Source organism: Sphingomonas sp. 66-10 (assembly GCF_001897045.1).
Classification (GTDB): Bacteria; Pseudomonadota; Alphaproteobacteria; order Sphingomonadales; family Sphingomonadaceae; genus Sphingomonas; species Sphingomonas lycopersici.
On sequence record NZ_MKRR01000133.1, the window covers coordinates 223,395 to 236,799 of the forward strand.

Here is a 13,405-nt window from a genome sequence, read left to right on the forward strand (position 1 = left end):
GAGCCGGGCAAGCTCGGGCGGCGCGGGCGGGCGCGAGACGGGGGCGTCGCCGCGCGCCGCAGGATCGTCGCCCGGCGAAAGCAGCCGGTGGCGGGTGGCGATGTCGCCCGTCACCCGCACGCCCGCCGCGCGCAGCAATCCCGCGAAGCGCCGCGCCGCACGATGCGCCGGATCATCGACCCCGACGCGCAGATTGGCCGCCGCGCCCCCGGCGGGGATCGTGCCCGCGATCCGCAGCATATCGCTCCCCGGCGTGCGGGTTACCTCCAGCGCGGTCTTGCCGCCGGCGATGGTGATCGCGCGATTGTCGATGCGGTAATAGCCGTCTCCGGCGATCGCCGGCGTCGCGCCCGGCCTGCCCGGCGTCACCGTCAGCACGACGACATTGTCGTCGAGTGTCAGCGCGGAGATCGCGGTGCCATATTGGCCGGCCATGTTGTTCCAGCTCATCCCCGCCGGCCAGCGCTCGTCGGGAAAGGCGCTGTCGTCGCCGATCACATCGCGGACGACGCGGGTGCGCGCCGCCACCGCCTGCGCGAGATCGACGAGGCAATCGCTCTGGCAATCCGCCGCGCTCGACAGCCGCGCGTCGCCGTGCCCGGCGAGGATCACGTCGCGCCCCTCCAGCCGCACGCTCGCGCCGCCCACGGTATCGGGCGACGCGGTATCGAGCAGCGCGAACGCCGCGGCGGTGGTGAACATCTTGGTATTGGAGGCCGGCACGAAGCGATCGTCGGGGCGGACCGCCACGATCTCGCGTCCCTGATCGTCGACCACCACCAGCCCGATACGGGTGCCCGCCCCCACGCTGGCGAGCGCCTCCTCCACCGCCGGCGCGGCTGGCGGCGCCGCGGCGAGCAGCAACGGCACCAGCGCGAGCATTCCGCGCATCACCGCCCCTCGATCACATCGGCGAGCAAGGCGAGGAATTGCGTCGCCAGCACGCTCGGCGGGCGATCGAGCAGATGGATCGCGTGGACGTCGAAGGCGAGCGACGGCTTGAGCGGCCGCATCTGCAGCCCCGGCGCCATACACGCCTCTGCGGTGAACGAATCGACCACCGTCACCCCCACTCCGCTGCGCACCAGCGCCGCGGCGATGTAGAAGGTGCGCGCCGAGACCACGACGTTGAGTTCGACCCCCAGCCGCTCGAGCTCGTCGGTGAAGATCCGGCCGAGCGGGCCGCTCGTCGCGACGGTAATGAACGGATGCCCGGCGAGTTGCGCCAGCTCCAGCCGCGGCGGCGCATCGGGCAGATCTTCTTCGCGATAGAGCACCACCAGCTCGCCCTCGCCGAGCCAGCTCTGCCCGAGCGGGACGCCGCGCGGCACCTTGTTGGCGATCGCGATATCGGTCTCGCGCTCGTAGAGTTTCCCCAGCAGATCATCGTGATGCACGGTCTGCAGATCGAAGCGGACGTCGGGGCGCTCCTTCATGAAGCGCGACACCGCGGTCGGCAGCGCGGCGAGCGCGAGGCTGGGCAGTGCGGAGATCCGCAAGGTCATCCCCGCGCCGGCGCGCAGATTGCGCCCCGCCTCGCGCAGGATCCGCACGCGATCCTGGATCTCGGCGACATCGGAGAATAACGCATGCGCATCCTCGGTCGGGACGAGCCGGCCGTTGGTGCGCTGGAACAATTCGAAGCCGAGCAGGCTTTCCGCGTGGCGCAGCGTCTTCGAGACTGACGGCTGCGAGATATTGAGCGCGCGCGCCGCCCCGCTGACCGTGCCGTTGACGTAGACCGCGTGGAAGATCTCGATATGCCGCAGGTTCATGAGGCCGATCCTAACGACGGTATCGCTTATTCGACAACGGCTTGACGAAAGCGCCCCTCGTCGAGCGCATTTTCGGCACGCGCGACGAGCGTGGTGACGGCGAGGTTGGCCGAGGCCGAGGGCACGGTGCGGGTCATGTCGAGCAGCCGGTCGAACGGCAATACCAGCCCGACCACCAGCGCAGTCTGCTCGGGATGCACCCCCACCGCCGCGAGCATCGCCGCGAGCATGAACAAGGACGCCGACGGGATCGGCGCGGTGCCGAATGCGGCGAGCGCGCCGGTCAACAGCATCACCGCGAGCATCCACGGATCGGGTGCTATCCCCAGCGCCTGCAACGCGAATTGCCCAAGCAAGCCGACATACATTGCGGTGCCGTCCTTGCCGATGCTCGCCCCCAGCGGCAGCACCGTCGAGGCGATCGGGCGCGCGATGCCGAGATTGTCCTGCGCGACGCGCAGCGCCACCGGCAGCGTCGCCGACGAGGAAGCGGTCGAAAAGGCGATCGCCAGCGCATCGATGATCCCGCGGAAGAACCGTCCGACCGGGAGCCGCGCGACCAATGCGATCAGCCCGGCGTGGACGATCAGCATCTGCACCAGCGCGGCGAACAGCACGCACAAGGCGAGCCAGCCGATATTGACGAACACCACCGCGCCGCTCGTCGCCACCGCATTGGCGATAAGCGCGCAAACCCCGAACGGCGTCACCTCCATCACGATCCGCACGATCTGGAGCAGCACCGCGGTGAGCCCCTGGAGCAATGCGACCACCGGCTTGCCCGCCTCGCCCGCGATGACGCTGCCGACGCCGAGCAGGATCGCGGTGAAGATGATCGCGAGCATGTCGCCGCGTGCCAGCGCATCGACGATATTCGCCGGGACGATGTTGAGCAGCTGATCGGCGGGCGAGACGGGGGTGCCCAATGCATGTGGCGCGACTCCCGCCAGCGTGATCCCCGCGCCGGGGCGGATCACCAGCCCCACCGCCATGCCGATGACGACCGAGACCAGCGTGGTCAGCGCGAACAGCCCGAGGGTACGTCCGCCGATCGGCCCGAGCCGGCGTGGATCGCCGAGCGCGGCGATCCCCGCCGCGATCGTCACCAGTACGACCGGCACGACGAGCATCTTGATCAGCCGGACGAACAGATCACCGACCAATTTGATCGCCGCCGCGCCGTCCGGCGACAAGGCGCCGAGCAACGCTCCGAGCACCAGCCCGGCCACGACCCGTTTCCATAACGGCACCGCGAACCAGCCGCGGAGCAGCCTCACGCGCGGGCGCCCCAGAAGCCCGGATGCAGCGGCAACAGCACCCCGCCTTCGTCACGCACCCCGCCGGGACGATCTTCGGCGAGCCACAACGGCCCGTCGAGGTCGGCAAAATCCGCCTCCCCCGCGAGCAGCATCGCCGGCGCAATGCCGAGCGACGAACAGAGCATGCATCCAATCATCAGGCCAAAGCCCCTTCCCCGCGCTGCATCGGCGAGCGCAAGGGCCTCGGTCAAGCCGCCGGCCTTGTCGAGCTTGATATTAACATGCGTGTAAAGACCGACGAGCGCATCGAGGTCGGCACGGGTATGCAGCGATTCATCGGCGCAGATCGGGATGCGCGATGCGATCCCGGCCAGCCCCGCATCTGCCGCCGCCGGCACCGGCTGCTCGAGCAGATCGACGCGTTGCTCGACCAGGAAACCCTGCCATGCAACGACATCGGCGACCGTCCAGCTTTCATTGGGATCGACAATCAGCCGGGGCTTCGGGGCGACGCGGCGCACTGCGGCGATCTGCGCCTGCGCTTCCGCGCGCGCGACCTTCACCTTGAGCAACGGCACGTCGGCGATGCGCGCCGCGACGAGCGCCATCGCCTCGGGCGTGTCGATACCGATCGTGATCGCCGAGGCGAGCGGCGCCGGTTCGGGGCGGCCGGCGAGCGCCGCGACGCTGGTGCCGGCAAGCCGCGCTTCGAGATCCCACAAGGCGTCGTCGACCGCATTGCGCGCCGCGCCCGCGGGCATCAGCGTCGCGAGATCGGCGCGTGTCGCCCCCGCCTCGATCGCCGGCGCGATCCCGGCGATCGCCGCCAGCGATCCTTCGACCGTTTCGCCATAGCGCGGATAGGGCACGCCCTCGCCGCGTCCGACGAATCCGTCCTGCGCGACGGTGACGGTGATGACCTCCGCAACGGTCCGCACCCCGCGCGAGATGCGGAACGGCGTCTTCAGTGCGAAACGGTCATGGGTGGCTTGGAGGGTTCGAAGCATTGCAGCATCCAGTCAGCGATCGGATCGGCGCCGAAGCGATAAGGGTCGGTGCACGGCAGGCCCAGCGCGTCCGCGGTCGCCGCGCACAGCCGCCGCGCCTCGGCATCGTCGAGCTTGGCAGTGTTGAGTGCGACGCCCACCGCGCGCACATCGGGGCTGGTCAGCCGCGCGACGCGGAGGTTTTCCTCCAGACAGGTGGCGAGATCGGGCAATTGGTAGTGCGGCAGCCCGCGCATATGCGCCCGCGACGGATCGTGGCACAACAGCAGCGCGCGCGGCTGCGCGCCGTGGAGCAGCCCGGTCGAGACCCCGGCGAACGAGGGGTGGAACAGCGATCCCTGCCCTTCGATCAGATCCCAGCCGTCGTCGTCGCGCGCGGGGCTCAGCGTTTCGATCGCACCGGAGATGAAATCCGCCACCACCGCATCGAGCGGGACGCCCTCGCCGGCGATCAGGATACCGGTCTGCCCGGTTGCGCGGAAATCGGCGGTGACGCCGCGCGCGCGGAGCGCCTGTTGCAGCAGCAGGGTGGCGTACATCTTGCCGACCGAACAATCAGTGCCGACGGTGAGCAGGCGATTGCCCGCGCGCCGCTTGCCGGTGCCGACCGGCAGATGCGCCGGCGGATCGCGCACGTCGAACAGGGTCACCCCCGTCTCGGCCGCGGCGCGCACCAGCCGCGGCTCGTCGCGCAGCCGCTGGTGGAGCCCCGAGACGACGTTCATCCCCGTCGCGATCGCCGCCAGCGCGTCCTCGATCAGCGCCTCGCCAAGCCGGCCGCCGGCATTGGCGATGCCGAGCACCAACGTCTGCGCTCCGGCGGCACGCGCCTCGGCCGCATTCATCCGCGGCAGGCCGAGCGTCAACGGGCTGCCGTCGTGGCGCCATTCGCCGACGCAATCCTGCGGGCGGAAGATCGCAAGACCGCGCGAGGTCTTGATGCCGACCTCGTCATCCGAATGGCCGAGATAGAGAAGAAAGGGTGCCGGAATCATCGCTCACCTAGCGGAAAAGACTGATGCTTTCCTTGGGCCGCGGCGCGCGGCTGCGCCAATCGCGCTTGCGCCGCGACCTATAACGCCCGGCTATGCGCACGGCGCCGGGCGCGGGCGCAGCAGGGCGCGGCCGGGCGCGGCGCCGGTCGTCGCGCCATTTTCCAGCACGACCTGGCCGTTGACCAGCAGCGCGACGACCCCGACGCTCGGCACCCGCGGGTTCACATAGGTCGCGCGCGGCGCGTAACCGACCGGATCGAACACCACGACATCGGCGAAATAGGACGGGCGCAGATAGCCGCGCCGGTCGAGCCGGTAGAGATCGGCGGTCAGCCCGGTCGAACGGCGGATGAAATCGCCGAGCGAGATCACCTTACGCTCGCGGACATAGACCTGATATTTCTGCGGGAAGGTGGCATATTGCCGCGGATGCCCGTCGGACCCGTCGGAGCTCGTCACCACCCATTTCTGCTGCATGATCAGATCGACGTCGCGATCGGCCATGTTGAAGCTCGCCACCCCGGCGCCGGCCGGCTCGGTGCCCTTGGCATCGGCGACGCGCAGGATGCGGATCGCGGCATCGATCGGATCGACCTGCCATTCGGCCGCGACCGCGCCGAGCGTCTTGCCGGTCCACGGCTGATCCGCGCTGGTCAACAGGATCGAGTCCTTGCCCCCGCGCCGGCGCAGATTGTCACGCATCTCGGCCTTGATCCGCGCCAAGGTCGCGGCATCGTCGAACCGCGCGATCATCTTGGCATAGCCGCCGTCGACCGCCCAGCGCGGGACGAGCGAGGCGTCGAGGCTCGTCCCCGAGGCGAGCCAGGGATATTGATCCGCGGTCACCTGCTGGCCCGCGGCGCGCGCGGCCTCGATCGTCGCGATCAGCTGCGGCGCCTGGCCCTGGAGGTCCACGCCCAGCGCCTTGAGGTGCGCGAAATGCACCGGCATCCCGGCGGCACGGCCGATCTCGATCGCCTCGCGGGTCGAGGCGAGGAGGCCGATCGTATAGCTCGATTCATCGCGCTGGTGGGTGTCGTACATCCCGCCGCGACGCCCAGCCTCGCGCGCGACCGCGATCACCTCTTCGGTCTTGGCATAGCTTTGCGGCGCGTAGAACAAGCCGGTCGAAAGGCCATAAGCCCCTTCGCACATCGCCTTTGCGGCGAGCGCTTTCTCCTGCTCCAGCTCGGCCGCGGTCGGCGCGCGATCGTCCGCGCCGAGCACGCGCGCGCGGATCGCGCCGAAGCCGACGAACGGCACGACATTGGTGCCGATCCGGCTCGCCTCCAGCTTGTGCGCGTCCGCCGCGACATCGGGGGTGCCCCCGCCGTCGACCCCGGTGACGATCGTCGACACGCCCTGCGCGAGCCACGGCAGGTTGAGACGCGCGGTCGCATCGGGCGAACGGATGTAGGTGTCGGGGTGGGTATGCGCGTCGATGAAGCCGGGGGCGACGATCTTGCCCGTGGCGTCGATCACCCGGGCGGCGGTGGTGCCTCTCGCCGGCCCGACATAGACGATGCGATCGCCCGCGATCTCGACATCGCCGGTGATCGGCGGCGCATCCGCACCCGAATAGATCGTCCCGCCGCGGATCACCACGTCCGCGCGCTGCGCCCCCGCCGGCGCGGCGAGCGCGACCAGCGCGGTGAACAAGGCGATCGACCGGACCTTCATGCGGATTTCCCCTTCGGATTGAGCATCGTACGGCTGACGGCATGTTTGTCGACCGCGGCGCGGCTGAACAGCATCGGCTGCATCGCGCCGGCGATCCACGGCCGGTAGAAGTCTCGATAATGCGGCGAGCGCGGGTCGTTCGACTGGCCGGGAAGGTTGAGCATCACCGAATTGTCCCACGCGCCGACGTCGATCACCTGCAGATAGCTCGCCCCGCCGCTGACCTGCCAGCCCGCGTTGCCGTGGAGCCAGCGCGCCATCACGGTATAGGAATCGCCACCCGCCCCTTCGCCCTCGATCGGCGGGAAGGCCTTGGCGATCGCGGGGATGCGCGACAGCGGATGCGCGAGCCGAACCTGGTGCAAGGTTGCCCACCGCCACGCCGCCGGATCAGGGCCGAGCTTCTCGCGCGCCCCATTCCAGGCGGCGGCGAGCGCGGCGTCGAACAATGCGTCGCGCGCCGCCTTTGGATCGGGGCCGAGCCGCGCGTCGGGGTCGGCGAGCAGCCCGAGCAGCACCGAGGGCGCGATCTCGGTGACCAGCGCGCGCGCCCTTTCCGGGACGATCAGCGCGAGCATCCGGTTGCCGAGCTCGCGCCACAACAGCTCGAACAGCGCCGCCGCGCCGCTTTCGGCATCGACGCGCGCATCCCAGCCGCGCAACATCACCAGCGCGGGCGCCGCCCCGGCCGAGCCGCGCGCCGGGAGCAGCGCGAGCAATTGCCGCGCCGGGGTCGACAGGGTGTCGTGCTGGAGCGCGATGCTGTCGGCGAGGCTGTGCTTGCGCTGCCCCGACAGAACGTCGGCGATCCGCTCGTAGCGATAGGGATCCTTGAACGAAAAGGCCGGGATGCGATCGCGCGGCCAATCGCGGGGCAGATTATTCTGGTTGGCCGAGGCGAACCAGCCCTTGGCCGGGTTATATTCGCTCGGCAGCGCGCGGAAATCGCGCCGGCCGGTCCAGTCGTAACGCCCATCGCCCGGCACCGGCAGCAACCCGTCGCCCTTGCGCCGCACGGGGACGAAGCCGATCACCTGCCAGCCGTGGTTGCCCTCGATATCGGCATAATGGAAATTGGTCGGCGAGGGGTGGAGCGGGAAAGCGTTGCGCAGATCCGCCCAGTCGCGCGCGAGGTTGATCGCGATCATCGCGAACGCGTCACTTCCCCCCGGCTGCAGGTCGATCACCGCGAGCGCGGTGGCGCGGCGCCGCGCCGGATCATGCGCGATCACCGGCCCCTGCGCGGCGAAGCGCAAGGTGAACGGCGCCGGCGCCCCGCCCTTCACCGGGATATGGATATCGACGCGGTCGAACTTCTTCCATTTCCCCTCGTGGCGATAGAGCTCGGGGTCGTCGGGGTTGAGCTCCAGCACGAACAGATCCTGCTGGTCGATGTGGAAATTGGTGCGGCCGAAGGCGAAGCGATCGGTGTGCCCCTGCATGATCCCCGGCTGCCCCGGCGACCCGCCGCCAATCACATCGAGCCCCGGCGCCGAAAGATGCGCGACATGCCGCGGATCGAACCCGCCGATCCCGAGATGCGGATCGTTGGCGAGGATCGCGCGGCCGGTCGTCGTCCGCGACGGCGCGACCGTCCAGGCGTTGCTGCCGCCGTTGGCGCGCTCGCCGACCGGATCGGGATCGTTCGGCTCCTGCGGAAGCACCATTGCCCCGAACGGCAGCGCGCCGAGCCGGAACACCCCGAGATCGGCGTCGGACACCGCCGCGACGTCGAGCCCCTCGGGAACGGTCATCTTCCACGCCGGGCGCAGCGGCGCGATCACCGCGTCGAGATCGAGCAACCCCAGTGCCGCGAGCCGCGCGCGGCGCACCTCCTCATCGGCGCTGTTGATCCGCTCGCCGCGCGCCAGCACGAGATCGCGGATATCCCATTTGAGTGGGCGGACCCCGAGAATGGCATATTCCAGCGGCAGCAGCGAGCGATCGGCCAGCACTTCGTCGATCCGCGCGTTGATCCCGGCGACATAGGCGCGCGCGCAGGCGAGCACCTTCTCCGGCACCGCGGCGAGCTCGGCATCGAGATCGCCGCGATAGTGGAACAGCCGCGCGCGTGCGTCATGCGCGGCGAAGTCGCGCCCGAACGCCTCGGCCATCAGCCCCATTTCGCGGCGGTGCGAGAAATCGATCTGGAACAGCCGGTCGCGCGCGACGACATAGCCCTGCCCGAAATAGGCATCGGGGATCGAGGCGGCGCGAATATGCGGCACGCCATAAGGATCGTCGATGATCTCGATCGGTGCAGTCAGCCCGGACACATCCACCCTCCCCGTCCGCGCGGCCGCGACAGGCACCAGCGCCAGCATCGCGGTCGAGCCGAGCAGAAACGAACGGCGATTCAACATCGGCATATCCCCCGGGCGTACCTGTCGGCACAGGCTAATGCCGTGTTGTTCGAAGGACATATGGCAAGCGCTTGGCGAGCCATAGGCGCAATCTATAGCCAGGCCATAGACGCAGATTATGGGCGCGCGAACAAAAGGAACCGCGCGCGCTCTTGACGCTGCTCGGCGGTGCCCGGCACCCTCACGCTTGATTATAGGGGTAATCCGCCACCGAAGATGGCGCCCCCCGATAATGACGAACATTTCGCGGAAGGCCGGCAGGGAAGCGGCCTTCGATCCGGGAAACCGGCAGGGACATAAAGGGGGGATATATGACATTCGGACGGACGCTGGGCCAATTCAGGGCCGGATTCGCCGCCTTTTCGAGCCTCACCGCGCTGGCCATCGCCGGCACGGCGGCGGCGCAGACCGCACCCCCCGATGAAGCCGCCTCGGATGTCGTCGTCACCGGCTCGCGCATCATCCGCGACGGTTTCCAGGCGCCGACCCCGCTGACGGTGATGACGCTGGAGGATATCCAGAATTCCTCGCCGTCGAACAATGTCGCCGATTTCGTCAACCAATTGCCGTCGCTCGCCGGATCGACCCGCCCGGCCAATTCGCGGCTCAACCTGAGCAGCGGCCAGGCCGGGATCAACGCGCTCAACCTGCGCAATCTGGGCGAGATGCGCACGCTGGTGCTGCTCGACGGGCGCCGTTCGGTCGCCTCGACGATCAACGGGCTGGTCGACGTCAACACGATCCCGCAATCCCTGATCGAGCGGGTCGATGTCGTCACCGGCGGCGCCTCCGCGGCCTATGGCTCGGACGCGGTCGCGGGCGTGGTCAATTTCGTCCTCAACAAGAAGTTCCAGGGGCTCAAGGTCGCGGCGGATTCGGGCATCACCGGGCACGGCGACGGCGGCAATTATTCGATCAACGTCACCGGCGGCACCTCCTTCGCCGGCGGGCGCGGGCATATCATCCTCAACGGAGAGGTCGCGCATGCCGACGGCATCTTCAACGTCGATCGCGACTGGAACGCGACCGGCTATGTCCGCATCCAGGACCCCAATTGGACCACGAACAGCACCACCCCGCGCTATCTGATCCGCACCCAGGTCGGCGCGGCCAATTCGACCCCCGGGGGGCTGATCACCGGTTCGAGCGGCGGCGTCGCCAACCGGCTGCGCGGGATCTATTTCGGCCAAGGCGGGTCGGTGAACCATTATCAATATGGCGCGCTGACCTTCCCCTCGCCGGGCGGATCGTCACCGCCGACGCTGACGCAGGGCGGCGACTGGCAGGTCAACGATTCGGGCCGCCGCATCGGCCTTGCCCCGCGTGACAATCGCTGGGGCGTGTTCGGGCGGCTGAGCTATGAGATCGCGCCACGCGTCGAATTGTTCTTCGAAGGATCGTACAACCGGCAGGAAGTCTATTTCAACGCCGGCCCCAACCTGTCGACCGGGATCACGCTGCAGGCGAACAACGCCTTTCTGATCAACGCGCTCGGCGCCAGCCAATTGGCCGGCATCAACACCGTGACGCTGGCGACCACCGCCGCCGACCTGCCGTTCCGCGCGGTCGACAACAAGCGCGAGGTGCAGCGCTACGTGATCGGGGCGGAGGGCGAGTTCGAGGCGTTCGGGCGCAAGGCGCATTGGGACGTCTACGGCCAGTACGGCCGCGCCGATCTGCGCGAGCAATTGCGCAACATCATGAACATCGGCCGGATGAACAATGCCACCAACGCGGTCTTCGCGCAGGCGGGCAACCCCGGCGGCTATGCCCCCGGCACGATCGTCTGCTCGGTCAACGTCGACACCAATCCGGCCAATGACGATCGCGCCTGCGTGCCGCTCAACCGGCTCGGCATCGGGGTCGCCAATCCGGCGGCGATCTCCTACGTCCTCGGCAATCCCTATCGCGACGAGGTGATCGAGGAGAAGGTGGCGGGCGCCAACCTCGCGCTGGCGCCGTTCGCGACCTGGGCCGGCGACGTCAGCGTGTCGATCGGCGGCGAATATCGCGAGGAAAGCATCCGCGGCTCCGTCCCGACACAATATCAGCCGATCGTCAGCACCACCGGGACGACCAATCTGTGGTCGGTGGGCAATTATCTGCCCACCACCGGCAAATACAACGTCAAGGAAGCCTATCTCGAGACGGTCGTGCCGCTCGGGCTGGGGCTCGAATTCAACGGCGCGGTGCGCGCGACCGATTATTCGACTTCGGGCTACGTCACCACCTGGAAGGCGGGCGCGACCTGGCAACCGATCCCCGACATCCGGCTGCGCGTGACGCGATCGCGCGATATCCGCGCGCCCAACCTCTCCGAGCTCTATTCGGCCGGCACCGCGAACACCGATGCGGTCAACAATCCCTTCTACGACAAGAACGATTCATCGAAGGGGCCGGCGCGCTATTCCTATTCGGCGACCGTCGTCGGCAACCTCAACCTCAAGCCCGAAAAGGCCGATACGTTGAATATCGGCGCGGTCTTCTCGCCGCGCTTCGTGCCGGGCTTCAGCATCTCGGTCGATTATTTCCGCATCAAGATGAAGGATGCGATCGGGACGCTCAGCGCGCAGGAGATCATCAATCGCTGCTTCGACGGGCGGCAGGAATATTGCGCCGCTTATTCGGTCGCGCCACCGCCGCTGTCGCAGCCGGGCACGCCCTATCTGCTGTTCCGCGCGCAGCCGTTCAATTTCACCAGCCAGCTGGTGCGCGGGATCGATATAGACGCTTCTTATCGCGTGCCGATCGGCAAGGGCGAAAGCTTCACGCTGCGCGGGATCGCGACGCGCTATATCGACAATATCATCGATCAGGGGATCCCCGGCACCGTGCCGCTCAACAGCGTCGGGGTGAACGGCACCCAGACTGGCACGCCGAAATGGATCTACCGCGTCAACGCGACCTATGACGCCTCGCTGTTCTCGATCACCGCGGTCGGGCGTGGGGTAAGCGCGGGACGCTACGATATCGGCGGGATCGAGTGCCAGGCCAATTGCCCGCTCTCGACCACGCAATTCCCCACCTATGACAACAATCGCGTCAAGGGGACGTTCTACGTCGATCTCAACCTGACCGCGAAGATCGCGATCCGGGAACCGGGCGACGGCGAAGTGTTCTTCAACATCACCAATCTGTTCGATGCCGGGCCGATGCTCCTTCCCGAAACCGGGCTGGCCGCCAATTCGACCTATAGCGACCTGCTCGGGCGCACCTTCCGCGTCGGCTTCCGCGTGCGGACCCGGTGAAGCGCGGTTCGACCGGGATCCTTCCCGGTCGGCGGTGACCGAAAGTTCGCCCTGCGCGCCGGACCATGTGGCGCGCAGGGCGACGAAGAAGCGGGGTTTCCGCTTAGAATTTGAACCCGGCGCTGACCCGGAAGTACCGCCCCATGATCGCGTCATAATAGCGGGACTGCCCGTAGTCCCCCAGAGAATAGGGGAACGGCACCGATCGATTCATGACGTTATTGACCATGAACCGGATATTGAACTGCTTATTGATGTCATAGCCGATCGAGGTGTTGAACAGGAAATAGCTCTTCAGCACGGGATATTGGTAATTCGTATCCGGCAGGTTCACGTTGATATGGGCGGGGCCATAATAAATGGTCTGCCACATGAAATTGAAGCCGCCATTGTCGTAATTCAAATTGGCGGTGAAGTTATCTCGAGGCTCCTGGATGCTCCCGACGGTATATTGGATATCGCCGCTGCCGATCCGATAATAATGCTGAAGCGTATGAAGATAATTGACGGCGAGCGAGACGGTGCCTGCAGACTCCGACGCCCCCAGACGTGAAAGCGGCAGGTTGTAGTTGAACGCCACCTGGACGCCCTCGAACCGCTCGATACCGATATTATAGTATCCAGTGAAGAAGTTGGTGACCTGTCCGGCCGAATTGCGGGTAAAGCTCGCGCAATAGGGATTGTTGGGATAGTTCGACGAATCGTAGCAAGCGTTCATCACGTCGGTGAGCGAGAGCTGGGCGATCTCGTTCTTGACGTCGATATGCACATAGTCGGCCGACAATTGCAGGCCGGGGATGAACGTCGGCTGGAAGATACCGCCCGCCGTCCAGCTATTGGCGATTTCGTTCTGCAGGTTCTTGTTGCCGCCGCTCGCGCCGGGCGCCGTATAGTCGACGACGTTGGAAACGAAATTGGCGGGCAGGCCAGCGGCCGAGCAATTGGCCGCACGACGCGACGGGTCCGGGCCGCCGGTGATGTAGCGGGAATCGCACGGATCGTTGGCGGTATTGTAAACCTGGCCGACCGGCGCGAACAATTCGGTGATCGCCGGCGCCCGGAACGAACGGGTATAATT

The 13,405-nt window shown here is 67.4% G+C and carries 9 protein-coding genes; 1 reads left to right on the forward strand and 8 read right to left on the reverse strand.

The genetic code is table 11. The features are described 5' to 3' along the window. The 7 genes from BGN95_RS15000 to BGN95_RS15030 form a co-directional block, all read right to left on the reverse strand. Positions 1–891, reverse strand: an 891-nt coding sequence (locus tag BGN95_RS15000) for a D-alanyl-D-alanine carboxypeptidase (RefSeq protein ID WP_286773150.1), incomplete at its 3' end; no start/stop codon positions are given. Further along, positions 891–1,775, reverse strand: coding sequence for a LysR family transcriptional regulator (locus BGN95_RS15005; protein ID WP_265314599.1), 885 nt, complete (start codon positions 1,773–1,775; stop codon positions 891–893). The genes BGN95_RS15000 and BGN95_RS15005, both read right to left, overlap by 1 nt. A gap of 26 nt (positions 1,776–1,801) precedes the next feature. Beyond that, the gene (locus BGN95_RS15010) at positions 1,802–3,052 is read right to left on the reverse strand and encodes a dicarboxylate/amino acid:cation symporter (RefSeq protein ID WP_286773151.1); all 1,251 of its coding nucleotides are present in this window, start codon (positions 3,050–3,052) and stop codon (positions 1,802–1,804) included. Beyond that, positions 3,049–4,041, reverse strand: a complete 993-nt coding sequence (dgcA, locus tag BGN95_RS15015; protein WP_286773152.1) for an N-acetyl-D-Glu racemase DgcA — start codon at positions 4,039–4,041, stop codon at positions 3,049–3,051. Before dgcA ends, BGN95_RS15010 begins: the two co-directional genes overlap by 4 nt. Continuing rightward, positions 3,999–5,036: an N-acetyltransferase DgcN gene (gene dgcN, locus BGN95_RS15020; RefSeq protein ID WP_286773153.1), complete on the reverse strand. Its 1,038-nt coding sequence runs from the start codon at positions 5,034–5,036 to the stop codon at positions 3,999–4,001. Before dgcN ends, dgcA begins: the two co-directional genes overlap by 43 nt. A 90-nt stretch (positions 5,037–5,126) precedes the next feature. Beyond that, the gene (locus BGN95_RS15025) at positions 5,127–6,716 is read right to left on the reverse strand and encodes an N-acyl-D-amino-acid deacylase family protein (protein WP_286773154.1); all 1,590 of its coding nucleotides are present in this window, start codon (positions 6,714–6,716) and stop codon (positions 5,127–5,129) included. Then, on the reverse strand, positions 6,713–9,079 hold the full coding sequence (locus BGN95_RS15030; protein WP_286773155.1) for a penicillin acylase family protein: 2,367 nt from the start codon (positions 9,077–9,079) through the stop codon (positions 6,713–6,715). The genes BGN95_RS15025 and BGN95_RS15030 overlap by 4 nt, the downstream gene beginning before the upstream one ends. 311 nt (positions 9,080–9,390) lie before the next feature. On the opposite strand from BGN95_RS15030, the gene BGN95_RS15035 reads away from it, so the two are divergent. Next, positions 9,391–12,327: a TonB-dependent receptor plug domain-containing protein gene (locus BGN95_RS15035; RefSeq protein WP_286773156.1), complete on the forward strand. Its 2,937-nt coding sequence runs from the start codon at positions 9,391–9,393 to the stop codon at positions 12,325–12,327. Positions 12,328–12,430: 103 nt separating this feature from the next. Here the strand turns inward: BGN95_RS15035 and BGN95_RS15040 are convergent. Continuing rightward, positions 12,431–13,405, reverse strand: a 975-nt coding sequence (locus tag BGN95_RS15040) for a TonB-dependent receptor domain-containing protein (protein ID WP_286773157.1), incomplete at its 5' end; no start/stop codon positions are given.

Coding starts and splice junctions, on each gene's coding strand:
- dgcA (WP_286773152.1), bottom strand. CDS start 4,041: ATGCTTCGAACCCTCCAAGCCACCCATGACCGTTTCGCACTGAAGACG.
- BGN95_RS15005 (WP_265314599.1), bottom strand. CDS start 1,775: ATGAACCTGCGGCATATCGAGATCTTCCACGCGGTCTACGTCAACGGC.
- BGN95_RS15025 (WP_286773154.1), bottom strand. CDS start 6,716: ATGAAGGTCCGGTCGATCGCCTTGTTCACCGCGCTGGTCGCGCTCGCC.
- BGN95_RS15030 (WP_286773155.1), bottom strand. CDS start 9,079: ATGTTGAATCGCCGTTCGTTTCTGCTCGGCTCGACCGCGATGCTGGCG.
- BGN95_RS15035 (WP_286773156.1), top strand. CDS start 9,391: ATGACATTCGGACGGACGCTGGGCCAATTCAGGGCCGGATTCGCCGCC.
- dgcN (WP_286773153.1), bottom strand. CDS start 5,036: ATGATTCCGGCACCCTTTCTTCTCTATCTCGGCCATTCGGATGACGAG.